Source organism: Microcystis sp. LE19-8.1F, assembly GCF_027531715.1.
Lineage (GTDB): Bacteria > Cyanobacteriota > Cyanobacteriia > Cyanobacteriales > Microcystaceae > Microcystis > Microcystis wesenbergii_A.
In genome coordinates, this window is record NZ_JAPZSO010000120.1 from 1 (window position 1) to 22,356 (window position 22,356).

Consider the following 22,356-nt stretch of genomic DNA (forward strand, 5'->3'; position numbering starts at 1 on the left):
ACAGACATGGCTTTTTTTCTCCCCTCGCTCTACGGCACTCACTGCTTTCTGTCTTAAATCATCACTATAGGGTGCTGCCATGAAAGCTTCTCCTCATTTCTTTTTCTCTATTATGTCCTAACTATCCCGCTCTTTGCTATAGAACACAAGTCCGAGCATTTGTACTAAAATATCTAATAGACGGCTAACTGCTATATTTTCTGATGACGATATAAATAGGGTTTGCTGAAAAAGTTTTTCGTGGGGGCAGGGTGTGGGGTGTGGGGTGTAGGGTTTTACCGATTTTCATCTGGTCAATTACCTAATTTTCAGGGAAAAAGTACCTGAATTTTCCCCCCGCTCACTCCCTAAGCCGGTACTTTTGGATTGACAAAAAGTCTAAAAGTCTTATCCAGCAAGGTTTTTAGATTTATTCAGCAAGCCCTAAATAGCAAAAACTATAGACGAATAGCTATGAGCTTTGGTGAAGAATTTGAATTACTGCTGCGGGCCCGCTATCCTCTCATCTATGTTACCACCCTAGAAGAGGAACGTCTCGAAAAAGCGATCGCCGATATTGCCAAACAGAGCCATAACCGTGCTGTCTATGTCTGGGATTTTGTGGATGGTTATCAAGATAATCCCAATAATGAGAACTTTGCTCGGCGTAATCCCCTCCAAGCTCTTGAATTCGTCGAAAAGCTGCCGCCTAACATCGCCGCGATCATAATTTTACGCGATTTCCAGCGCTTTTTAGAAGATATTTCCATCGCCAGAAAATTGCGAAATCTCGCCCGTTCTCTGAAATCTCAGCCCAAAAACCTAATTATCGTCGCTCCCGAACTGTCTATCCCCTCGGATCTAACCGAAGTAATCACCGTCGTCGATTTTCCCCTCCCCAGTGGCGAAGAAATTAAACAGGAAATCCAGCGATTAATCGCTGCCACCGGACAACCCGTCAAAGAACCACTCCTCGATGAATTAGTGCTTTCTGCCCAAGGATTATCCCTAGAGAGAATTCGTCGGGTTTTAGCCAAATGTTTAGCCAGTCACGGCAAAATTGAGCCAGAGGACGTGGAATTAATTTTGGCAGAAAAACGCCAATCAATTCGTCAAACCCAGATATTGGACTTTTATCCCGCCACAGAGCAGATTTCTGACATCGGCGGCCTAGATAATCTCAAAGATTGGCTGATTCGTCGCGGTGGTGCCTTTAGTGAACGCGCCCGCGCCTACGGTTTACCCAATCCCCGGGGTTTACTATTGGTGGGAATTCAAGGGACGGGTAAATCCCTGACAGCGAAAGCTATTTCCCATCATTGGCACTTACCCCTACTGCGTCTAGACGTGGGGCGTTTATTTGGCGGATTGGTGGGAGAATCGGAATCGCGCACCCGTCAGATGATTAATCTCGCCGAAGCTTTAGCCCCCTGTGTGCTGTGGATAGACGAAATCGATAAAGCTTTCGCCGGAGTGGATGGAAAAGGCGACGGGGGAACCACCGGGCGGGTTTTCGGGACTTTTATCACTTGGTTAGCCGAGAAACAATCGCCGGTTTTTGTCGTCGCTACAGCTAATAACATCCAATCTTTGCCCCCAGAAATGTTGCGAAAAGGACGCTTCGATGAGATATTTTTTGTCGGACTACCTAGCCAAAAGTCCCGCGAGGAGATTTTTAGCGTTCATTTGGGGAAAGTCCGGCCCCATAATCTAAAAAGTTATGATATAAAGCGACTAGCCTACGAAACTCCCGATTTTTCGGGGGCAGAAATCGAACAAACCATCGTGGAAGCGATGCACATCGGGTTTAGTCAAAATCGCGACTTTAGCACCGATGATGTGCTTGAGGCCGCTAGTCAGATTATACCCCTAGCCCGCACTGCCCAAGAACAGATTCAATTTCTACAGGATTGGGCTAAGTCCGGTAAAGCTCGTTTAGCCTCTCGCGATGATCGTTTTAATGTCAATCCTAACAGTTAATTTAGCACCAATATGAAGCGTTTATCTGGTTTATTGCAATTTATGCTCGGTTTTGTCCTGGGAGTGGCGATTTTGGTCGGTGGGGCTACTGCTGTCGCCTATATGCTTCTCTCTGGCATGAATTCTAATCCTCCTAAACCCGTCTTTACCGAGGAGAAAAAAGAGGAAACTAAGGAGGAAAAAACCGCCGTCAAACCTTCTCCCATCCCTAATACTCCCGTCCAAGAACAATCCCAAGCTGCGGTGAAAGAGTCTCCCAGTGCCCCAGCGCCAAAAGCTGCCCCGAAACCCAGTCCCGGGGCAACAAAAAAAGAAACCACATCCGAGGGTTATCAAGCGCGGGTGACATGGCAAAGCGGTTTAAGTCTAAGGGCTGAACCTACCAGTCAATCGACTCGTCTCGGCGGTCTGGATTATAATACTAAAGTCAGCGTGGTGGGAACCAGCAGCGATGGCCAATGGCAGCGCGTACGTCTGTCCGATGGTCGCGAAGGTTGGATTAAAGCGGGTAATATTTCCAGAGTCCAGTAAATATTTAGCTACACTTCGCTTCTCATCAGGATTTTAGGCTTCTTTGTCACCCCGTCAGAGCAAGAGCAAAGCACAGACAGAAGCGAAGCATAAACATCTTCAATGCTGCTTTTGAGAAGGAGACGGGTGGCTAAAGCCTCTATAATAAGTAGCCATAGAGATGCCGACAACTTCCCCTGTCGATAGCGAATAAGGAGAAAAAAAACCCAGTGTTTGTCCTCAAAGGTTACGAGTATTTTCTAGGATTTCTGCTCGCTTGCAGTTTAGTACCAATCCTATCCCTAACTGCCTCCAAAGTCCTGCGGCCTAGTGGTGGTGGTCCGGAAAGACGCACCACTTATGAATCGGGGATGGAACCGATCGGCGGTGCTTGGATTCAGTTTAACATTCGTTATTATATGTTTGCCCTCGTTTTCGTGGTTTTTGACGTGGAAACCGTCTTTCTCTACCCTTGGGCAGTAGCTTTCAATCAATTGGGCCTATTAGCTTTTGTAGAAGCACTGATCTTTATTGCTATCCTTGTGGTTGCTCTCGTCTATGCTTGGCGGAAAGGAGCCTTAGAATGGTCATAACGGCCATAATTTTCCTTATTTTTGACTTTTCATAAGAGGATAACCCGATGAGTCCCAACCCTACCAGCGAATTTAAGCAAATTATCGAACAACAAAGCGAAAAAATCCTTAATCCCATCGAACGCACGAAAGTTACCCAGGATTTATCGGAAAATGTCATCCTTACTACCGTTGATGACCTGTATAACTGGGCGCGTTTGTCAAGTCTTTGGCCGATGCTATACGGTACAGCTTGCTGTTTTATCGAGTTCGCAGCCTTGATTGGTTCCCGTTTCGATTTCGATCGCTTTGGTTTAGTTCCCCGTTCTAGTCCCCGGCAAGCCGATTTAATCATCACTGCCGGTACAATCACCATGAAAATGGCCCCCGCTTTGGTGCGTCTGTATGAAGAAATGCCGGAACCTAAATACGTTATCGCCATGGGTGCCTGTACGATTACGGGGGGAATGTTCAGCAGCGACTCCACCACCGCAGTTAGAGGGGTAGATAAACTTATCCCCGTGGATGTCTATATACCCGGTTGTCCCCCCCGTCCGGAAGCGATTATCGACGCGATTATTAAACTGCGGAAAAAAGTCGCTAACGAATCTATTCAAGAACGCGGGACTGTCCTCCAGCAAACCAATCGTTATTACAGCACCACCCATAAAATGCAGGCTACGGAACCGATTCTTACGGGTAAATATCTGCAATCGGCCACCCGTCAAGCCCCTCCGAAAGAGTTACTAGAAGCCACCGGGATGCCTGTTCCCCCCGCTCTTTTGACCACGAAACAAAAGGAAGAAATCTAAATGACTGAAGAAACGACAGCTATTGTGCAAGCTGGCCCCACTTCGATTTGGTTAAGCGAAAATGGTTTTGATCATCAAGCTTTAGAAGCTGACCATAGTGGTGTGGAATTGATTAAAGTAGAAGCAGAATTTTTAATTCCTCTGGCCACTGCTTTATTCGCTTATGGCTTTAATTATCTCCAATGTCAGGGCGCTTACGATTTGGGACCGGGTAAAGAATTAGTTAGTTTCTATCATCTGGTCAAAGTAACCGATAATGTCGATAGTCCCGTGGAAGTGCGCTTAAAAGTCTTTCTTCCCAGAGATAATCCCCGGGTTGCCTCGGTTTACTGGATTTGGAAAGCAGCTGACTGGCAAGAACGAGAAAGTTATGATATGTTCGGCATTATTTATGAAGGACATCCCCACCTGAAACGGATTTTAATGCCGGAAGATTGGGTCGGTTGGCCTCTACGCAAAGATTACGTTTCTCCCGAATTCTACGAACTACAGGACGCTTACTAAGTCGAGAAATTAATCACTAATATCGGGTTAGAAGATATTTCTAGCCCGATTTTTTTGAGATTTAGGGACAAGATAAGCTATTGACTATTTAGGGCTTGCTGAATAAATCTAAAAACCTTGTTGGATAAGGCTTTTAGACTTTTTTTCCCTCAAAAAGTGCCGACCATTGGAGTGATCGGGGGGAAAATTCAGGTGCTTTTTCCCTGAAAATTAGGTAACTGACTACCTCAAAATCGGTAAAACCCCACACCCTACACCCAACCCCCCCGATGTCGGGGGGGTTGGGGGGGCCACACCCTGCCCCCACCAACAAACTTTTTGCCGCAAACCCTATTTAGTCAGTTAAATCTACATTTCGTAGCCAAACTTATTGGCATCTACTTCTTGTAAATTAATATCGATTAAACCGTATTCTAACCAGCGTTGGGAAACCTTGACCGCCATGGCAGGATCCGACTCCAACGGTTCCCCCCATTCGTGGTCGGTTTCGGGATACATTTTAGTGGTGGCATCAATTCCCATTCTCCCCCCCAAACCGACCTTTTCGCTGGCAAAATCGAGGCTATCAAAGGGGGTTTCCGGGAGAATAAACACATCGCGAACTGGATCCACTTTAGAACTAATTGCCCAAACCACTTGCCGGGGGTCGCGAATATTAATCTCCTTATCGACGACGATGACAAATTTAGTATAGGTGAACTGGGGTAAGGCACTCCAAAAAGCTAAGGCCGCTCGCCGCGCTTGCCCTGGATAGGCTTTATCAATGGAGATAATCGCCGCTTTATAGCTTAAAGCTTCCATGGGTAGGAAAAAATCCCTGATTTCCGACACCTGTTGCCGTAAAATCGGCGTATAAATACGATTAAGAGCGATCGCCATCATCGCTTCTTCCTTGGGAGGACGACCGCTAAAAGTGGTTAAATAAATGGGGTCGCGACGATGGGTCATGCAGTGGAAATGAATCAGGGGTGAATCTTCCACACCGCCATAGTAACCCATGTGATCACCAAAAGGTCCATCTGGCAATACCTCTCCGGGAGTAATTGTTCCTTCCAGGACGATTTCTGCGTCGGCCGGCACTTGCAAATCGAGGGTTTTACATTTGGCTAACTGTACCCCAGAACCGCCGTACAATCCCGCAAACAGCCATTCTGAGAGATCTACGGGGATAGGAGTGGCGGCGGCCATGATAATCAGAGGATCGACCCCTAAAGCGATGGCTATTTCTAATTTTTTGCCCATTTGCGCCGCTTTTCGCAGGTGACGCGCCCCACCGCGCACGGATAACCAGTGGACGGTCATTGTATTGTGAGACTGTAGCTGTAAGCGATAGACACCGACGTTAGGGGTTCCCGTTTCGCAATCTTTAGTAATTACTAGCCCTAGGGTGATAATCTGGCCTGCATCCCCCCGATAGGGGCGAATCATCGGAATTTTCTTTAAATCTACTTCATCCCCTTCTAAAATCACCTGTTGACAGGCAGGGAAAAAGTTACGGTTGGGTTTCGCTTTCAGGACATCAAACAACACTTTACCAAAATCGATCGCTTGGGAGAGTTTTTTCGGCGGTTTCGGTTGTTGCAAGAGGGCGAGTTTTTTGCCTAAATCTTCCAATTCTTCGGGTTTATTCAGGTTCATCGCCCAACAGATGCGTTCTACCGTTCCCATCAGGTTAATAGCGACGGGAAACTCGGCCCCTTGCACGTTTTCAAACAGTAGGGCTGGTCCCCCCACCTGTAGCATCCGATTAGCGATCTCGGCAATTTCTAAATCGGCAGAGACCGATGCACTAATGCGGCGTAATTGGCCACGATCTTCTAAAAGCTTAATAAATCCTCGTAAGTCTCTAGCCATGATGAAGAAATGTAAATAAATCCCTCTCTCTATTATCTCTTAGGGCGGCAGTTTCTGTCGGGGATAGTCACCGTTTTGAGAGTTTGAGGCGATTCTCGTCTAGAATTAAGTAAAAAAATCCCCATCTCGCCAGCTTCATTCCTACCCCTAAATTTATGCTTATTCAGCCAGGAGGTCAACATGATTAAGGATATTGAAATTAGTAATTTTAGATGTTTTGAGCATACCAAAATTGAAGGTTTTGAGCGAGTTAATTTAATTGGTGGTAAAAACAATTCAGGAAAAACTGCCCTATTAGAGGCAATATTTTTGTATAGTTATCCCTATCCAAATACTATTCATAACATCAGAGGAATTATTCGCAAGGAATCTTTAGCAGTTATTCGGGCTATTCCTAAAAATGCTTGGGATAATTTATTATTCAATCTTGATAGAGAAAATATTATTGAGTTAAAAGGCTCCCAATCTAATCAAGGGGATAAATTGGTAAAAATATCGATTTCCGATTCTCTTAAAGATACTGTTCTAGGCATCTCTGAAGATTGGCAAAAATTATATGATTTTATCGCTAAAAATAAATCAGTTATTTCTATCTTAAATATTCACACAAGTTTTGACCCTGAGAATGACTCAAAAGATAGTCAACTGAACTATTTTTTAATTGCTAGTTCTGAGGGAATACTCGCTTTACCTGATGCGGGTGATGATCAACCAGTAATCATTGCCGCATCTGTCAATAAATCTTTGGAAGAATTGAGCGAGTCTTATACCAAAATAGTTTTTAATGAACAGGAAGAAGAAGTGCTAAAAGCTCTACAAATTCTCGATCCTTCTATTAAAAAAATAGAAAGTTTTTTTCTGGGCGAACCAAATTTATATCTGAAAAGAAAAGAGACAAAACGCTTACCCATATCTCTGTTTGGTGAAGCTATTAATCGTCTGATAGAGATAATTATTACTCTGCTACTCAATCCTAAAAAAATTATTTTTGTCGATGAAATAGAAAATGGTCTTCACTATACTGCTTACCCAGATATTTGGAAAACTTTATTCCGATTAGCTATCGAACTAGATAGCCAAATTTTTGCCACAACCCATAGTTTAGAGATGATCCAAGCTTTTGCCGATGTGGGGTTAGAATATTATCCAGAACAGGGGGCCTATTTTGAACTAGCAAGGAGTCCCAGAACTGATAAAATTATTGGTATTAAAAGACAATTAAGCACTTTAGAGTACGCCTTAAAACATGGCAATGAGGTGAGAGGTGAGTAACTTATTAATCGTCGAGAGCAAGAATGATAAAATTTTTATCGAAGCCCTAGTAAAATACTTAAATATTAACAAAATTCAGTTAGATAAACCGATTTGCTTTGAGGAAGATGACTATAAATGTTTACAGGGTTTAGATCAAGCTAAATTAACCAGCACTTTCGATGAAATTAAGGCGACTCTTGGTAAAAAAGCTATCCCTAAAGTTGGTATTATTATCGATCAAGATTCTGATACTAAGACAGAGCGACTAAATTGGCTTAACGATTGTCTGAAAAAGGTGTATCCAGAAGCGGAAGATATTAGGAAAACCAGTCAGCTTTATAGATTGACAACAATAGAAGATCAAATCACAGAATTTGCTTGTTATTTTACCAATGTGGAAGGACAAGGAGAACTAGAAACAGTTCTCAAGAAGATTAAAAGTCAAGATTCCACCTATGCGGATTGTTTAGAAGACTGGAGAAATTGTTTAAACAAGCAAGAAAAATCGATTAAAGACAAAGATTTTGATAAGTTTTGGATTAGTAACTATTTACGATTTGATACCTGTTCCACAGAAGACAAAAAACAAGCTGGCAGGAAATGCAGTATGAATGGATTTGATTATGTTATGAAAAACAAACGTCATATTTGGAACTTTGAGCATGAGGTATTAAATGAACTCAAAGAATTTTTACAACTATTTGCTGTCTAATCAAAAATCCCCCTAGAAATCTAGAGGGATCGAGGGATATATGGAGGGCAATTTAGAAGTAAATTGTGCCACCCCAGCGCTCGTCTAGACGGGGAGCAACCAACAGATAAGCGGCGACGTTATACACATCATCTTCCGTCAGATTGCGTAATTCTGGGAAGATATCGGGACGGCTAACATTGGGATGAAATTCGCTTAGATCATCTTCACCATCGTAACTGGTGGGATGTTCTAGATAATCAATCAATGCTAACAGATTATCTCTGGGAGGTTCCGCTTTTGCCAGATCGGCCAGACCCAAACTGACGTTATTATTAGTTTTGGTTTTACCTTGCAGGTGACACTTAGTACAATTGGCGACAAAAAGTTTCTGTCCTTCCGTCGCTTGTTCAGAAGTCAAAGTCACCGATTCCCCTGCATCATTGAGGGTGATGGTGAGGGTTTTTTCATTGAGTTCTAAGGCACTAGCGCCGTTAAGATTGAATTGTAATACAAAAAAAACTACAGCGATCGCTGCCACAATCAAACGTTTGATCATTGTTCTCCTACTCGCAATTGTTCCAAGAAAGGGGATTTTAAGGTGACTAAAAAATTTTCTCCTCTGGGAGGGTGTCGATCGATTCTAAGTGATCACGGACACCGAGAAGATCGCAGTGGGGAATAAAGTCAAGGGGACGTTTCCGTTTTCGAGGCGGTTACTCCTGAGCGTTGGGATAAAATCAGTGAGATAATTGCTTTAGCATCTTCTAGGGCGAGATTAGTCTGCCGATCTTTATAGGAGATGCCTAATTGGTCGCAAAGTGACAACACAGATTCATCGGCCAGATCGTACTCTGCCGCAATATCAGCGATCGATAGATCAGCAAAACCCATAGTCTAACGCACCCACCAAGGATAGAGAATACTTATTAGTTACCATAATTATCATGCCATTGCCGGGGACATTCTTAACAGTGATCAGTGATCAGGAGTCAGTAGCCGGTCGTCAGGAGTCAGGAGATTATTTTTATTTGTTCTCCCATCACCCCACCCCCCCATCACCCCATCACCCCACACCCCACACCCCCTAATTCCCTAATTTTCCCGACTTTTGGACTATTTACTCCTTAAGATAGAGACCCGTGTAAACAAATTTAATTAAAATCGCAAAAAACCTGAAAAAATACTAAAATGTGATTAAGAATGTTATTTTTAGCGTTGTAAGGCTAAATCTTTCTCGATAACATTGTAATCATACCTCCACACTCTTTTGTACAAAGGACTACAGCTTTGTTAACTTATGGATATACAACTGATCAACATTGGCTTCGGTAATATTGTTTCCGCTAATCGGGTTATCGCCATCGTTAGCCCAGAATCGGCTCCTATCAAACGCATCATCAGTGATGCTCGGGATAAAGGCTGTTTAATCGATGCTACATACGGAAGACGGACTCGTGCGGTGATCATCACCGATTCTAGTCATGTGGTGCTGTCGGCCATTCAACCGGAAACCGTGGCTCACCGTTTCGTGGTCAACAAAGAAGCCCCTGTTAATAGTAGCAACTAAGTTATTAACCCCATGCAACCCGGTCAATTAATCGTCATTACCGGCCCTAGCGGTGTGGGCAAGGGTACGCTAGTCCGGCATTTACTAACTCGTTTCCCTAACCTCTACCTGTCCGTATCCGCTACTACGCGTCCACCTCGACCGGGTGAAATTGAGGGGGAAGACTACTATTTTCTCGACCGTCCCAGTTTCGAGGAGAAAATGGCAGCCGGAGAATTTCTAGAATCGGCCGAATACGCGGGCAATTATTATGGGACACCCCAATCAGCGATCGCCGCTCAATTAGCAACAGGCCAGACCGTAATTCTAGAAATCGAATTAGAGGGAGCCAGACAGGTCTGTCAAAGCTTCCCCGAAGCGAGGAGAATCTTTATCCTACCCCCCAGTTTCGAGGAATTAGAACGTCGTTTGCGCGGCCGGGGCAAAGATGCCGAAACTGCGATCGCCCGTCGTCTGGAACGCGCCCGAGAAGAATTGGCCGCCAGCGGGGAATTCCCCGATCAAATCGTCAACGATGACCTAGAAACCGCCCTAGATGCCATCGAGAAGATTATTTTTAGCCGTTAGCCATCAAGGGTCAGGAGCCAGGGGTGGGGAGATTATTTTTATTTATTCTCCCCACCCCCCAATTCATAATTCATAATTCATAATTCATAATTCATAATTCCCCTAATCCCTATCCCCCATTCCCTAGGTTACAATCAAAAAACTAACCGCAGCAGCAAGACAAGAAAGCGCAATGATTCCTACCGTTATTGAAACCACAGGCCGGGGCGAACGCGCCTTCGATATCTACTCCCGACTACTCCGGGAAAGAATCGTCTTTTTGGGACAAGAAGTAACCAGCGACCTAGCTAACCTAATCGTCGCCCAATTACTCTTTCTAGAAGCAGAAGACCCTGAAAAAGATATTTACTTGTATATCAACTCCCCCGGGGGTTCCGTTTCGGCCGGATTAGGGATTTTTGACACCATGAATCAAATCCGTCCCGATGTCAGCACCATTTGTATTGGTTTAGCTGCCAGTATGGGGGCTTTTCTCCTCAGTGCCGGCAAACCGGGCAAAAGAATGAGCCTACCCAACTCGCGGATCATGATTCACCAACCCCTCGGCGGTGCCCAAGGTCAGGCCACCGATATTGAAATTCAGGCCAAAGAAATTCTCTATCTCAAACAATTACTCAATCAACACCTAGCTAGTCATACGGGTAAACCTCTCGACCTCATCGCCGAGGATACGGAGAGGGATTTCTTTATGTCCGCGGAAGAGGCTCTAGACTATGGCTTAATCGATCAGGTGATCGATCGCAGTCCTTCCGCTTCCAACCCTCCCCAGTAAATAATTATGATTGGGTAGGCCCTGTCTACCCAGATTTTTTGGACACTCCCGTCGCGCTCATGCGAGGGATTCTTGGTTCATTAACTTAAGTTGTCTTGGCAGGAGTTCGGCGAGGCTCACTCGATCCGTATTACTACCAACCAAGATAGAGCTTAAATCTCCCCAAGCGTTCGGTTCGACTAGGCTCACCGAGCGCAAGTCGAGGTGCCAGCTTCCGATATGCCCTATCGTAGCTTTTTTGAGTATATTCAATGCCGCCATCTTGTCTCTATCTTCTACATACCCACATAAACAAACATGAGTTCTAACTGATAGAGACTTTTGGATTAACCGACCACAATTAAAGCATTCTTGACTTGTATAAGCTGGATTAACTGCAATAGTTAATCTGCCGTATTTAATGCCAAAATACTCAATCCATTTTCTCAATTGTGACCAACCAGCATCATTTATACTCTTGGCTAGTTTTTGATTCTGCACAAGGTTCTTGACTTTTAAATCGACCTGGGCTATCAAGTCGTTTGACTGAATTAAACGGAGTGCCAATTTTTTAGCAAACTCTTCTCGTTGCCTACTTACTTTTAAATGTCCCTTAGCGTACTTTTGTCTAGCTTTTTTGTAGTTATTAGACTGCTTTTGTCCTCTCTTAAACTTTTTAGACTTTCTTCTATTCAGTTTATTAAGACGCTTCTCTGCTTTTCGATAATACTTAGGAGGCTCTATTGTATTACCGTTACTGTCAGCATAAAGATATTTTAATCCCATATCTAGCCCTACACATTGTTTTGTCGGTTCTAATGGTGGGGTTATATCTCTAATATCGAGTTTTAGCATTAGCTGGCAATAATATCCATCAGCCCGTTTAACTATTCTCACCCGTTGAATTTGCCATTCTTGGAAATAGAATAAGTCTCGACTACCAATTAGTTTTAACTCTCCAATGTTTTTCCCATCGGTGAAAGTTATTCTCTTAGTATCTCGATTAAGTTTCCCACCTGACTTTTTCAACTCAACAGAATGAGTACGTTTAGAGTATTTAGGATAACCTTTCTTACCAGCAATTTTGTTCTTACAGTTGTTATAAAACCGAAGAATAGCAGTCCAAGTCCGTTCGCAAGCCTGTTGACAAGCCGTAGAGTTAAGCTCTTTGACGAAAGAATATTCATCTCTTAATTGAGTTGTATATCGATAAATATCTTTTTGTCCTACACTCCTATTTTCTTGTCAATATCTAAGACATTTATTCCGAACAAACTGAACTGTCCGAATAGCCTCATCAATGGCTTGATATTGAGATGGTTTTCCTCTAAGCTTGTACTCTAAAATAAACATTTTGCGTTATCGACTCAACGATCGCAAACCACCCTAGCATACTAAAATTAAATTGTCAACTATAGATCAGACTTGTTTTTAGCTGTGCTTTGCTGTTCTATACTGGTCGGCCTTTCATCCCTCGGTAAAACCGAGGGATGAAAGGCCGACATTTTAGGTAAATATTTAGTAAGCAACGCGATGTGCAACTAAAAACGACAGAATCAGGGTTCCAGAGGATACTTTATCTCTGCTAATTTCTGAAAGCCTTGTAAATCAAGACTAAAAATATAGTTGCACATCGCGTTAAGCAGAAATTAATCATCGCTCATCGTTATTAATCTTAAGTAACAGTGAAAAGTTCTAACGGATTGGGTTAAGATCGAGACGTAACCCGAAAAAAATTGCAACAGGAATCGGTGGACCCCCCCCGGTGGGTTATTAACGGAAATTTTTTTACTGGCAATCCCTATGAACTATCATCCACCCTCACAGCCCCTGCCCGCCCCCTGTATTATTGATTCTGGCGTGGTCATCGCTAAAGAAGATATGCGTCGTCTCCTCGATGATCTCGGACGAGTTCGCTACATCCACAGCCTCGAAGGGGTGATTCAGAGTGAAGGGGAGGGATGGATAGTGGAAGTTTTCGCCGATTATCAGCAAAGCACCCTAGTTGCTAACTACAGTCTTTATCTCAATACCTATAGCTTCGATTATCTGCGTTTAACTCGCTCTCCCGACGGTGAAACCTATTTTGATCTGATCCAAGACAATCGCCAATTACGGCTGATTCCCCTGAGTAATCCACTGCAAGACCCGGATATGAAAGCCCGTCTCAATGCTGATACCCTCGAAGCCATGGTTACTCAGGTACTTTCTGCTAAGTGGGATGTGCAGTTTGAAGACGAAGACGACAACGATTGCCCCTTTTAGGCAGCGAGAAAAAATACTGGTTACTGATAACAAGGGACGATTTTTCGGTAGGAGAATTGCCAGATTCTGTCTTTTGCCTCTTGCCTCTTGCCTCTTGCCTTCAGAAGCTGATAACTGATAACTGATAACTGATAACTGAAACAGTGGGATTTTCCTTTGAATTAATCGCCCAGTGTCCCCGAACTGGTGCGCGGGTTGGGGTTTGGCATACTCCCCACGGACCGGTAGAAACGCCCCGTTTTATGCCCGTGGGAACTTTGGCCACGGTGAAAGGTTTGACCCCTGCTCAAATTGCCAGCACGGGGGCGCAAATGATTCTCGCTAATACCTATCACCTGCATCTGCAGCCAGGAGAAAGTATTATCGAGAAAGCGGGAGGTTTACACGAGTTTATGGCATGGAATCAGCCAATATTAACAGATTCGGGTGGATTTCAGGTGTTTAGCCTTAGTCAACTCCGGCAAATTAAAGAATCGGGAGTCACCTTTCGATCGCCCCGGGACGGTAGAATAATCGAAATCACGCCGGAAAAATCGATTCAGATTCAAAATGCCCTCGGTGCCGATGTGATTATGGCCTTCGATGAATGTCCCCCCACGGGAGTCAGTTATGAGACCATGAAAGCATCCATAGAACGCACCTATCGCTGGTTAGAGCGCTGTCTGGAGGCCCATCAACGACCCCAAGAACAGGCTTTATTCGCCATAGTCCAAGGGGGAATTTATGAGGATTTACGGGCAGCGGCGGCGGAATCTTTAGTAAAACTCGATTTACCCGGTTATGCTATCGGGGGCGTGAGTGTGGGGGAAGAAACGAGCCTAATTCATCGCATTGTCCAGATAACTGCCCCTTTACTCCCCGAAAATAAACCCCGTTACCTGATGGGAGTGGGAACCTATCGAGAAATGGCCAAGGCGATCGCTAGTGGCATAGATCTCTTTGATTGCGTCATTCCCACCCGTTTTGGTCGCCATGGCACGGCTTTGGTGCGGGGAGAGCGTTGGAACCTAAAAAATGCCCGTTTTAAGCAGGATTTCGCCCCTTTAGACGATACTTGTCCCTGCTACACCTGTCAACAGTTTAGCCGTGCCTATCTGAATCATTTAATTAAATCGGGGGAAATGTTGGGTTATATTCTCTTATCTCTGCACAATATCGCCGAATTAATCAGATTTACCCGCGAAATTCGTCAATCTATCCTAGGGGGGACTTTTGCCCAAGATTTTGCCCCTTGGCTTGAGGATGCCGTAGATGTTACCCCAACGTGATAAAATTTCAGGAAACGTTGAAAAATTTTCTTGTCAAGGTAGATAGAGAGATGGAAACTGCACTTTTGTTCGCCAAATTGCCGGAAGCATACCAAATTTTCGACCCCCTAGTCGATGTGTTGCCCCTGATTCCCCTATTTTTCCTCTTGCTGGCCTTTGTTTGGCAAGCATCCGTCGGTTTTAAATAAATCGACTCTCAATTATCTGATTAAAAAGAGACGTTTTTTAGAGCGTCTCTTTTTCAATTGCAACTGCCATCAAAAAGAGGCAACACCCGATTAAACTTTACGGCGACACAAAGCCAGACCAAATGTACCTGCAACCAATAACCCAATAATACCGGTCGATTCAGGAACAGATTTGAAGGTTAGCTGTATATCAGTCAAACCACCGATCGCACCACCTTGTGCTGGACCATAGGTCCCCAACTTAAATTGGGTAATGTCGAGAGGAAGGAGCAAAGTCCCTGTCCAACTAACCAGATCTCCAGTAATGATATTAAGGGGCTGGTTGGCAACCCCGATTCCAAAATCATCATTATTACTACTACTACTATTGCCATCATAATCTATCCCGATCAAACTGATAGATCGAGTCTCCTGACTATTGGTGATGCTGGCACTTCCAGAACTAGGGGAGATGGATATTCCATTAAGTAAAGTATCGGCAACGTAGTCGCCAACATTACGCCACTCCTCGGGGGAATCGCCTGGAGTAAGGCCAAATACACCATTAGAAGAAGCTGTAGAAGATCCAGAAAACACCCAAATCGTCTGTCCACTGCCGGGAGTTCCCGTTACATTGACGAGCAAACTCGCTTGTGCGGTTTCAACAACTCCCAAGCTTAAACCAATGGCAGTAGCTGTTATTAGAGTTAATGAGTATTTGAAGTTGATCATTCCGATTTATTATCCAACCATAGGACCATTGCATAGTACCTTAGATGGGGGCGATAGTCAAGGAATTTTCGCAGGGTAAGCGCATCTTAATAATCCTTAACAAAATGAACTTACGAATAATTCGCTGAATTACACTATCAGTGATTGTTATCATCTTCTTGTTCCTGACTCAATTGTAAGAATTCTGCTAAAGATAAAAATTTGGTTAGTTTGGGTTCAAAAAGCATCGGCTGACCCAAATCTATCTTCATTCTATCCACATAGGTAGATTCCTGTTCTGTTAAGAAAAAATATCTACCTAAATTTCTAGCGGCCCTTCCTACAGTGCCACTACCACCAAAGGGATCGAAGACTAAATCGCCTTTATAGGAATAGAATTTAATCACCCGATTACATAATTCTATAGGAAATACTGCTGTATGAATTTTATCAAAAGTCGGATCAATTCGCCAAACGTTAGAACTTTCATAATCTCCACAAACCTTGCTTTCCTCTATAATATCTTGATCGTATTGTTTCATATTCCAATCAAGCAGTTTATCGGTTTCTTTCCGATAAACCATTAAATATTCGGTGACAGCATTAGGTTTATAAGCTAATGGTTTACGCTGTTGTAAAAAGCCTCCATTGCGGTTTTTGACACTACTTTCTGGCTTTAACCAGATAATATCATCGATAAATTCCCAACCATGATTAACTAAATAATAGTGTAGATCAAAAGATATTGGATACCGTTTACTAGCATGGGCGCGACTGGTACGAGGGATAATAATCGGGGAAGTATTGACAACTAAAAAGCGACCTTCTTTAGTAATTCGATGGGTTTCTTGGAACACTTGACAGAGAAAATCTAGGTAAGCTTGATAACTGGTATAAATGGAGTAGTCGCGAGCGTTGTAGTAGGGGGGGGAAGTAAAAGTTAGATGAATAGATTGATCAGGAATATAGGGAAATACTTCTCGCACATCGCTATTAACCACGACATTTTTCATAAATTCTGGGGATAAGGGATGGGGTAGTTGATCGGGAGAAGATTTTTTATTGGTGAAAGCTTTTCTGATAACTGATTGAATAATTTCATTGGGATGATCTGCTAATTTAATTAGAGATTGTTTGACTATATCATTGTTTTTAAAAACCAATAAACCTCGAATTGCCTGTAAGATAATTTTCGGGTCTTTGTCGGTTAAAAATTGGAGTAAAAAGGGAATAGTTTCCCCATTCCTCAGACGACCAATTGCCGATACCGCTTCTCTTCTTACTAAAGATTCTGGATCATTAACCGCAAGCTCAAAGAAAAAATTAAGTAAATTTATATCCGCTAGTTTAGCCAGATTTTTAATTGCCAAAAATCTGATCTGCTCTTGGGAGTGTTGAGCGAGATTCATGAGGATATTTTGATTAAAATTATCGGGGATTTGTCCGAGATTTTCTAAGATAAATACCAGATTTTTACTATCCTCCGTTTGGGATAATATTTCGCCGAGAAAGTCGGGATTAGTTATTTTTAATTCCTGGATACTTTCTTTAGTGAGCATTTTTGTTTAATCTTTGGTTACAGTCTAGAGTTTCCCGTTAACATCAGTCAAATTCTCGATTCTGAAAAGCCGACTAGCAAAGGTTTAATTGTGCCTGACAGAGGCGAGAATCAGTATAATTGAATTATAGCACCATTTAATTTACAGCCAAAAGCTCTGGCTGATTGAGTTATCAAGCCCAACCGGCAAGTTTTTGGGAATAATTGAATCTCCGATCGATTAAGATATTTTCCTGAGGTGGAAAATGAGAACTTTTTCCCGTTATTCATTGCCTAAGTTAAAACAAAGTCCCAGTTAAATCCGCATCAGTCAAGTCCACATCTTCTAAAACTGCCCCGCGCAAATCGGCATAACTGAGATCCGCACCCCGGAAACTGGCCCCGGTGAGATCGGTAATAAATCCATCTCTTTCGGGACTAGCACGAAAATTAACCCGGCAAAGTCGGCAATCGGCGAAATTAGCTCGATATAACAGGGAGCCGCTCAGATTGGCATAGTTGAGATCGGCTCCGCAAAAGTTAGTTTTGCCCAAGTCCGTGCGTTGGTCGGAAGTGGAGCGAAAATCCGCATCGATTAACACGGCCTGCTGGAGATTAGCACTGTTGAGATTAACCCCGTTTAAGACGGCTTTGGTTAAATAAGCGGCTTCTAAATTGGCTTCGATCAGATTAGCTCCGCTTAGGTCTGCATCGCGTAAACAAGCTCGATAAAAGTCCACTTGACTTAAATCTGCTCCCCAGAGAATCGCCTCACTTAAATCCGCTTCTCTCAGCAGCGATCGCGAAAGGCGTATCTTTCCTAACCGGGCCTGTCGCAGATCTGCACGGCAAAAATCGACTCCTGGGAGGACAATATTAGTTAAGTCGCCTTCCCGCAAATTAATCCCCCGAAAATCTCTTTCTCCCTCCCGATAGCGTTGACAAAGTTCTTCTAGGAGCATGGAATTTTTTTTTCTGTATCATAATTGAGGCAAAATGTCAAGGGTTTGGTAATTTTTATTTGGGGAGATGGAAAGCTGGCAGACTCTCGAATTCTCGGGCCCGTTGACGCATTTGCTGACTAATGCGATCGCAAACCACCTGACAGAGATCATAGATCACGGGGTCGGTAATTTGATAGTAAACGCTGACTCCTTGGGGTTGCCGCGAGATAATTCCCGCTTGGGTTAAAGCTTTCAGGTGTTTGGAGAGATTGGCCTGACCTAGTCCGGTAGCTTCGGCGATTTCTTTACCATTCATCGCGCCTAATTGCAAGCAACTGAGAATCTGTAGGCGACTGACTTCCGACAGGACTTTGAAATAGTCCGCCACCGAAGCGAGGACGAGGCTAGAGGTTTGGGGGGAGAAACTGTCTAACATAGGTGGGTAATAAAGTGACCGGTTAAAAAGGCTGACAATAGGTGATCGTTTAAAACTTTATAACTATTGACTACTATAGTTTAACTGGAGAGGTCACTAGAGTCTAGTCGGCAAACTCGATCGAGAGCGGTAAAATCTTCTCCATTAAGATTTGCACATCTGCCTTAGTCATGGTACTAAGGGCATAACCTTGATAGAGATAGCCAACTCGATCAAGGTGTGTAGTCTAAATTATCTAATTGTCGGATATTAAAAGTCATAACTCTAGTTTTCCTCCGAGGCTTTCCTTTAATTTTAGGGGATTAGCTGACCGACGACCAAACTGACGCTAAAATAGTCTTTGCTGTCCGGGGTTGTTGCTTGCTCCTGACGGTGGTTGTAACCGGTAACTGAACATGACTTCGATTCGTCAACTGCATCAACAACTCGTTAATAAAGAAAAAACAGCCGTCGAAATCGCCACAGAATTTCTCGCTCGTATTCAAGCGATCGAACCACAAGTAAAAAGCTTTCTCCATTTAACCCCAGATTTAGCCCTCGCACAAGCCCGAAAAGTGGACGAGAAAATCGCCAAGGGTGAATCCCTGCATCCGTTGGCAGGTATTCCCATCGCGCTAAAAGATAATCTCTGCACCAAGGGTATCCCCACCACCTGCGCTTCTCGGATTTTAGAGAATTTTGTCCCCCCCTACGAGTCCACCGTTACCCAAAAATTACGAGATTTAGGGGCAGTTATCGTCGGTAAAACCAATTTAGACGAGTTTGCCATGGGGAGTTCCACCGAAAACTCCGGTTATCACGTTACTGCTAATCCTTGGGACTTATCCCGGGTGCCGGGGGGATCTTCGGGGGGTTCGGCTGCGGCTGTGGCCGCTCAAGAATGCGTGGTGGCCCTAGGATCGGATACCGGGGGGTCAATTCGTCAACCGGCTTCATTTTGTGGCGTTGTCGGGCTAAAACCGACCTATGGCTTGGTTTCTCGCTTTGGTTTGGTGGCTTACGCTTCTTCTCTCGATCAGATTGGTCCCTTTGGTCGTACCGTAGAAGATGCTGCGATTTTATTACAAGCGATCGCAGGTTACGATCCCCAAGATTCTACCAGTCTCAATCTGCCGATTCCCGACTATAGCCAATTCCTGAAAACCAGTTTAAAAGGGCTAAAAATTGGCGTAATTAAGGAAACTTTCGGGGAAGGTTTGGATCAGGTCGTTGCCGAGGCAGTTAATCAAGCTTTAGCGCAGTTAAAGGCCCTGGGTGCCACGATTAAAGAGATTTCCTGTCCCCGTTTCCGTTACGGATTGCCCACCTACTACATTATCGCCCCCTCGGAAGCATCAGCGAATTTAGCCCGTTACGATGGGGTTAAATACGGTATTCGGGAAGATGCCGATAGTTTGATTGATATGTACACCAAGACTCGCGCCAAGGGTTTTGGTGCGGAAGTCAAGCGCCGGATTATGTTGGGAACCTATACCCTCTCGGCGGGTTATTATGATGCTTATTACCTGAAAGCGCAAAAGGTGAGGACTTTGATCAAAGAGGATTTCGATCGAGCTTTTCAATCGGTAGATGTGTTAGTTTCTCCCACTTCACCGACCACAGCTTTTAAAGCTGGGGAAAAAACGGCGGACCCTCTGAGTATGTATTTATCGGATTTAATGACTATTCCCGTCAATTTAGCCGGTTTACCCGGGTTAAGTCTTCCCTGCGGTTTTGATGGGCAAGGTTTGCCGATCGGTTTACAATTAGTCGGTAATGTGCTGCGCGAAGATCAATTATTTCACGTCGCCCACGCCTACGAACAGGCCACCGATTGGCACAAACGTCAACCATCTTTTACAAATTGATACAATTGCTGGTGGCTATCTTTTGCTGGTAAGTAGTCGTGCAAAATTAATTTCCTAGTGAAGATAGGCACTCATGCACTCTTGCAAGAGGCAAGAGGTGTTTAGATATGTGTAATTAATTTTGCTTAGGTACTTAGCCATCAAGTAAAAATCAGCAACACTGAAAATGTCTCAAGTCTTCTCTTAATTGGGGACAATTTGCCAAAAAAGCGTTTACCTCATCATCCCATTCTAAGTTGAGCGGCAGCCGCCAAACTTTGGCTTTTATAAATCACTTTGGTAAGGTCGAATCCAACACGGTGTTAGCTTGCTCCAACGTTTTGCCGTAACCAATTGGTAAAGGCAACACGTTCTAATTCACCAGAGGCTAAAGCTAAAATGACTCGTTCTTGCTCATCTACAAAAGCATTAATCTCCAGTCCATTCAACACCAGAAATGTTTCCATTGCCCCATGACCAGTGCGCTTGTTGCCATCAAGAAATGGGTGATTCATCACAATTGAAAATCCCAAAGCTGAAGCTTTATCAACAATTGTCGGATAAAGATACTGCCCGCCAAATGTCATGCGTGGTTGAGCAATAGCAGACTCTAAAGAACCTAGGTCACGAATACCCATAGCTCCTTGGGACTGTTGAATAATTTGATGATGTAAATCGAGGACTTCCACTAATGTTAGATAGCGTATCATGCTAAACGACGATAAAGTTCAGCGTTTTTCTTGAGTACATAGCTTGATGCTTGAGTAAATTCGTTTTTAGGACCAACCAACCAATCTTCTATGCTGGCACTGAGTAAGTCTTCAGGGGAAACTTGGCTGTTCTGAGCTAACTGTTGTAATCGTCGAAACTGCTCATCTGAGATATTAACAGTAATGGAAGCCATCAAAAACCTCTCAATAGTCTAAATATTTAACATTATAACCTCCGTAAACCTAAATATGGAACCTGTTACAGTTAATTAACGCACCCCTCAAGTCTTCTCTGTGGCCCAGCAATGCTCTAAAGTTGATATAGCGTTTTTCAGTCTGCTGAGGTACAAAAGTTATGGGTTTTAGGCAAAAGGCAAGAGGCAAAAGGGAAGAAAAATAGGTGTACCTCACTAGCTTAGGAAACGCTATATTTTAATTGGGGACAATTTGCCAAAAAAGCTTTCACTTTGTCATCTCACTCTAAGGGTGAAGTTGTGCGGCGGCAGACAAGCTTGAACTCTCGTCAATAACCTCTGTTCCGTCCGCACCAACGCAGTGTTAGCTGTCTGGCAATAACGCAACTGCCAACTTGACCGGATTATCTGCTGGTAGATGTGACCCATTTTTTAGAGTTCTTCTACTTGATATCCCTGTCTCTTGGCAATTTCAAGGATTGGGTTGATGTTATCAATCCCCCACTGATTACAAACGGCAATTGTCTGACCATCTCCGGTTTGGAGTAACTGCTCCTCGTTTAAGAAGTAGCGTTTAGCCCCTCCCTTTTCCGTCGCTTTTTCTAGTAGGGCAACAACACCAAAGCTACGATGAATTTCATCAGGGAATATCTGGCGTAATTGGTCGAAAGTTGTGTCCGGATTTGTTTGGAGGTGATGAGTAACGATAGCTAGTACGAGCTGGCGCTTATTGTAAATATTTCCAAGGAACTGATATTGCGTCTTATCTTTACTAAAACTGGCAGCCGTTCTCTGAGCCGATGCTTGCTCTCTCACCTTCACTTGGTACTCTTCTGCTTCTGGCAATGGGATAATTTGTTCAATGTCAAGCAGAAGCTCTTCCCCAAGCTTATAGGGTTGTAGCCGAACACAACGGATATCCAAATCTCGATCGTTTAGCCACATTACCGTTGTGGTTAGCTCTCTAGAAAAGTTAGCCGATGCGGCTCTTCGTTACTCTTTATGCTAAATCAACAGACAAGATGCCAAGATAACATACTTCTAACCCAAAAATTCCGAAAGTTTCTAAAGCCATAGCCTCGCCGTTTTATTAGTTTAAGTTTATTGTTGATCCCCTCGACTACCCCATTCGTTGTTCTTCGCTCGAAATAACTAATGATTTCTCCAAACCAGTTTCGGATTGTTTGACAACTCTTGGTAAAAACAATGGAGGATTTTGCCAACCATTCCGAGATAGATAGCAGTCCTTCTGTC

Annotated in this window: 25 protein-coding genes and 2 pseudogenes; 14 read left to right on the forward strand and 13 right to left on the reverse strand. The window is 43.7% G+C overall.

The genetic code is table 11. From position 1 onward, the window contains the following. Positions 1-453 precede the first annotated feature (453 nt). The 5 genes from O9334_RS11865 to O9334_RS11885 all read left to right on the forward strand — a co-directional run bounded on the left by O9334_RS11865 (position 454) and on the right by O9334_RS11885 (position 4,357). Positions 454-1,959, forward strand: a complete 1,506-nt coding sequence (locus O9334_RS11865) for a Ycf46 family AAA ATPase (RefSeq protein ID WP_045360117.1) — start codon at positions 454-456, stop codon at positions 1,957-1,959. A 12-nt stretch (positions 1,960-1,971) separates the two neighbouring features. After that, positions 1,972-2,490, forward strand: coding sequence for an SH3 domain-containing protein (locus O9334_RS11870; protein WP_288000360.1), 519 nt, complete (start codon positions 1,972-1,974; stop codon positions 2,488-2,490). A gap of 209 nt (positions 2,491-2,699) precedes the next feature. Beyond that, complete coding sequence (gene ndhC / locus O9334_RS11875; protein WP_002739390.1) at positions 2,700-3,062, forward strand: photosynthetic/respiratory NAD(P)H-quinone oxidoreductase subunit C; 363 nt, start codon at positions 2,700-2,702, stop codon at positions 3,060-3,062. Between the two features lie 47 nt (positions 3,063-3,109). Then, a complete protein-coding gene (ndhK, locus tag O9334_RS11880) occupies positions 3,110-3,853 on the forward strand; it encodes a photosynthetic/respiratory NAD(P)H-quinone oxidoreductase subunit K (RefSeq protein WP_002760976.1) in 744 nt (247 codons plus the stop codon). Then, a complete protein-coding gene (locus O9334_RS11885; RefSeq protein ID WP_002738424.1) occupies positions 3,854-4,357 on the forward strand; it encodes an NAD(P)H-quinone oxidoreductase subunit J in 504 nt (167 codons plus the stop codon). Between the two features lie 348 nt (positions 4,358-4,705). Here O9334_RS11885 and O9334_RS11890 read toward each other — a convergent pair whose 3' ends face one another. Then, positions 4,706-6,211 (reverse strand): UbiD family decarboxylase, encoded by a 1,506-nt coding sequence (locus O9334_RS11890; protein ID WP_190380458.1) that lies wholly within the window; start codon positions 6,209-6,211, stop codon positions 4,706-4,708. A 180-nt stretch (positions 6,212-6,391) separates the two neighbouring features. On the opposite strand from O9334_RS11890, the gene O9334_RS11895 reads away from it, so the two are divergent. Together O9334_RS11895 and O9334_RS11900 are read left to right on the forward strand one after the other, a co-directional pair. Then, complete coding sequence (locus tag O9334_RS11895) at positions 6,392-7,483, forward strand: AAA family ATPase (protein WP_288000361.1); 1,092 nt, start codon at positions 6,392-6,394, stop codon at positions 7,481-7,483. Then, positions 7,476-8,177: a DUF3226 domain-containing protein gene (locus O9334_RS11900; protein ID WP_004268577.1), complete on the forward strand. Its 702-nt coding sequence runs from the start codon at positions 7,476-7,478 to the stop codon at positions 8,175-8,177. The genes O9334_RS11895 and O9334_RS11900 overlap by 8 nt, the downstream gene beginning before the upstream one ends. Before the next feature lie 52 nt (positions 8,178-8,229). Here the strand turns inward: O9334_RS11900 and psbV are convergent, their stop codons facing one another. Both psbV and O9334_RS11910 read right to left on the reverse strand, forming a co-directional pair. Next, positions 8,230-8,715 (reverse strand): photosystem II cytochrome c-550, encoded by a 486-nt coding sequence (gene psbV / locus O9334_RS11905; RefSeq protein WP_002754644.1) that lies wholly within the window; start codon positions 8,713-8,715, stop codon positions 8,230-8,232. 128 nt (positions 8,716-8,843) lie between these two features. Next, positions 8,844-9,050: a hypothetical protein gene (locus O9334_RS11910; RefSeq protein ID WP_002735525.1), complete on the reverse strand. Its 207-nt coding sequence runs from the start codon at positions 9,048-9,050 to the stop codon at positions 8,844-8,846. A gap of 406 nt (positions 9,051-9,456) precedes the next feature. On the opposite strand from O9334_RS11910, the gene remA reads away from it, so the two are divergent. The 3 genes from remA to clpP all read left to right on the forward strand — a co-directional run bounded on the left by remA (position 9,457) and on the right by clpP (position 11,065). Then, on the forward strand, positions 9,457-9,726 hold the full coding sequence (gene remA, locus O9334_RS11915; RefSeq protein WP_002737924.1) for an extracellular matrix/biofilm regulator RemA: 270 nt from the start codon (positions 9,457-9,459) through the stop codon (positions 9,724-9,726). Positions 9,727-9,738: 12 nt separating this feature from the next. Then, a complete protein-coding gene (gene gmk / locus O9334_RS11920; RefSeq protein WP_045360127.1) occupies positions 9,739-10,293 on the forward strand; it encodes a guanylate kinase in 555 nt (184 codons plus the stop codon). A gap of 133 nt (positions 10,294-10,426) precedes the next feature. Then, positions 10,427-11,065: an ATP-dependent Clp endopeptidase proteolytic subunit ClpP gene (gene clpP / locus O9334_RS11925; protein WP_223210071.1), complete on the forward strand. Its 639-nt coding sequence runs from the start codon at positions 10,427-10,429 to the stop codon at positions 11,063-11,065. Between the two features lie 57 nt (positions 11,066-11,122). Here the strand turns inward: clpP and O9334_RS11930 are convergent. Continuing rightward, positions 11,123-12,397: pseudogene (locus O9334_RS11930) on the reverse strand (RNA-guided endonuclease InsQ/TnpB family protein). Between the two features lie 450 nt (positions 12,398-12,847). Between O9334_RS11930 and O9334_RS11935 the strand changes: the two are divergent. The 3 genes from O9334_RS11935 (at position 12,848) to O9334_RS11945 (ending at position 14,765) form a co-directional block, all read left to right on the forward strand. Further along, positions 12,848-13,309 carry a hypothetical protein gene (locus O9334_RS11935; RefSeq protein ID WP_045360129.1) on the forward strand — a complete coding sequence of 154 codons (462 nt, stop codon included), beginning with the start codon at positions 12,848-12,850 and terminating at the stop codon, positions 13,307-13,309. Between the two features lie 143 nt (positions 13,310-13,452). Then, positions 13,453-14,577, forward strand: a complete 1,125-nt coding sequence (tgt, locus tag O9334_RS11940; protein WP_288000362.1) for a tRNA guanosine(34) transglycosylase Tgt — start codon at positions 13,453-13,455, stop codon at positions 14,575-14,577. A gap of 50 nt (positions 14,578-14,627) precedes the next feature. After that, the gene (locus O9334_RS11945; protein ID WP_002739211.1) at positions 14,628-14,765 is read left to right on the forward strand and encodes a photosystem II reaction center protein K; all 138 of its coding nucleotides are present in this window, start codon (positions 14,628-14,630) and stop codon (positions 14,763-14,765) included. A 90-nt stretch (positions 14,766-14,855) separates the two neighbouring features. Here O9334_RS11945 and O9334_RS11950 read toward each other — a convergent pair whose 3' ends face one another. The 5 genes and pseudogenes from O9334_RS11950 to O9334_RS23165 form a co-directional block, all read right to left on the reverse strand. Next, positions 14,856-15,476, reverse strand: a complete 621-nt coding sequence (locus O9334_RS11950) for a PEP-CTERM sorting domain-containing protein (protein WP_288000363.1) — start codon at positions 15,474-15,476, stop codon at positions 14,856-14,858. 137 nt (positions 15,477-15,613) lie between these two features. Then, the gene (locus O9334_RS11955; RefSeq protein WP_288000364.1) at positions 15,614-17,014 is read right to left on the reverse strand and encodes a DNA methyltransferase; all 1,401 of its coding nucleotides are present in this window, start codon (positions 17,012-17,014) and stop codon (positions 15,614-15,616) included. A 277-nt stretch (positions 17,015-17,291) separates the two neighbouring features. Further along, positions 17,292-17,954, reverse strand: a complete 663-nt coding sequence (hetL, locus tag O9334_RS11960) for a heterocyst differentiation pentapeptide repeat protein HetL (protein ID WP_045360136.1) — start codon at positions 17,952-17,954, stop codon at positions 17,292-17,294. A gap of 55 nt (positions 17,955-18,009) precedes the next feature. Next, on the reverse strand, positions 18,010-18,372 hold the full coding sequence (locus O9334_RS11965; protein ID WP_002784230.1) for an ArsR/SmtB family transcription factor: 363 nt from the start codon (positions 18,370-18,372) through the stop codon (positions 18,010-18,012). A gap of 106 nt (positions 18,373-18,478) precedes the next feature. Beyond that, positions 18,479-18,632, reverse strand: a pseudogene (locus O9334_RS23165) (DUF6398 domain-containing protein); the annotation flags it as partial. 135 nt (positions 18,633-18,767) lie between these two features. Between O9334_RS23165 and gatA the strand changes: the two are divergent. Next, positions 18,768-20,219, forward strand: coding sequence for an Asp-tRNA(Asn)/Glu-tRNA(Gln) amidotransferase subunit GatA (gene gatA, locus O9334_RS11970; RefSeq protein ID WP_288000365.1), 1,452 nt, complete (start codon positions 18,768-18,770; stop codon positions 20,217-20,219). Between the two features lie 302 nt (positions 20,220-20,521). Here gatA and O9334_RS11975 read toward each other — a convergent pair whose 3' ends face one another. The 4 genes from O9334_RS11975 to O9334_RS11990 all read right to left on the reverse strand — a co-directional run. Further along, entirely contained in the window at positions 20,522-20,887 is a 366-nt protein-coding gene (locus O9334_RS11975; protein WP_238567844.1) for a type II toxin-antitoxin system death-on-curing family toxin, read from the reverse strand. A gap of 17 nt (positions 20,888-20,904) precedes the next feature. After that, positions 20,905-21,102 carry a hypothetical protein gene (locus tag O9334_RS11980; RefSeq protein ID WP_002739031.1) on the reverse strand — a complete coding sequence of 66 codons (198 nt, stop codon included), beginning with the start codon at positions 21,100-21,102 and terminating at the stop codon, positions 20,905-20,907. A 432-nt stretch (positions 21,103-21,534) separates the two neighbouring features. Continuing rightward, the gene (locus O9334_RS11985) at positions 21,535-22,047 is read right to left on the reverse strand and encodes a hypothetical protein (RefSeq protein ID WP_288000366.1); all 513 of its coding nucleotides are present in this window, start codon (positions 22,045-22,047) and stop codon (positions 21,535-21,537) included. Positions 22,048-22,112: 65 nt separating this feature from the next. Then, positions 22,113-22,356: transposase (locus O9334_RS11990; protein ID WP_288000367.1), on the reverse strand; the 244-nt coding region annotated here is incomplete at its 5' end.

Bases quoted from the DNA above. Each gene is read 5' to 3' on its own strand.
- O9334_RS11865 (WP_045360117.1), top strand. From the start codon at position 454: ATGAGCTTTGGTGAAGAATTTGAATTACTGCTGCGGGCCCGCTATCCT.
- O9334_RS11870 (WP_288000360.1), top strand. From the start codon at position 1,972: ATGAAGCGTTTATCTGGTTTATTGCAATTTATGCTCGGTTTTGTCCTG.
- ndhK (WP_002760976.1), top strand. From the start codon at position 3,110: ATGAGTCCCAACCCTACCAGCGAATTTAAGCAAATTATCGAACAACAA.
- O9334_RS11885 (WP_002738424.1), top strand. From the start codon at position 3,854: ATGACTGAAGAAACGACAGCTATTGTGCAAGCTGGCCCCACTTCGATT.
- O9334_RS11890 (WP_190380458.1), bottom strand. From the start codon at position 6,211: ATGGCTAGAGACTTACGAGGATTTATTAAGCTTTTAGAAGATCGTGGC.
- O9334_RS11895 (WP_288000361.1), top strand. From the start codon at position 6,392: ATGATTAAGGATATTGAAATTAGTAATTTTAGATGTTTTGAGCATACC.
- psbV (WP_002754644.1), bottom strand. From the start codon at position 8,715: ATGATCAAACGTTTGATTGTGGCAGCGATCGCTGTAGTTTTTTTTGTA.
- O9334_RS11910 (WP_002735525.1), bottom strand. From the start codon at position 9,050: ATGGGTTTTGCTGATCTATCGATCGCTGATATTGCGGCAGAGTACGAT.
- remA (WP_002737924.1), top strand. From the start codon at position 9,457: ATGGATATACAACTGATCAACATTGGCTTCGGTAATATTGTTTCCGCT.
- gmk (WP_045360127.1), top strand. From the start codon at position 9,739: ATGCAACCCGGTCAATTAATCGTCATTACCGGCCCTAGCGGTGTGGGC.
- O9334_RS11935 (WP_045360129.1), top strand. From the start codon at position 12,848: ATGAACTATCATCCACCCTCACAGCCCCTGCCCGCCCCCTGTATTATT.
- O9334_RS11945 (WP_002739211.1), top strand. From the start codon at position 14,628: ATGGAAACTGCACTTTTGTTCGCCAAATTGCCGGAAGCATACCAAATT.
- O9334_RS11950 (WP_288000363.1), bottom strand. From the start codon at position 15,476: ATGATCAACTTCAAATACTCATTAACTCTAATAACAGCTACTGCCATT.
- O9334_RS11955 (WP_288000364.1), bottom strand. From the start codon at position 17,014: ATGCTCACTAAAGAAAGTATCCAGGAATTAAAAATAACTAATCCCGAC.
- hetL (WP_045360136.1), bottom strand. From the start codon at position 17,954: ATGCTCCTAGAAGAACTTTGTCAACGCTATCGGGAGGGAGAAAGAGAT.
- O9334_RS11965 (WP_002784230.1), bottom strand. From the start codon at position 18,372: ATGTTAGACAGTTTCTCCCCCCAAACCTCTAGCCTCGTCCTCGCTTCG.
- gatA (WP_288000365.1), top strand. From the start codon at position 18,768: ATGACTTCGATTCGTCAACTGCATCAACAACTCGTTAATAAAGAAAAA.
- O9334_RS11980 (WP_002739031.1), bottom strand. From the start codon at position 21,102: ATGGCTTCCATTACTGTTAATATCTCAGATGAGCAGTTTCGACGATTA.
- O9334_RS11985 (WP_288000366.1), bottom strand. From the start codon at position 22,047: ATGTGGCTAAACGATCGAGATTTGGATATCCGTTGTGTTCGGCTACAA.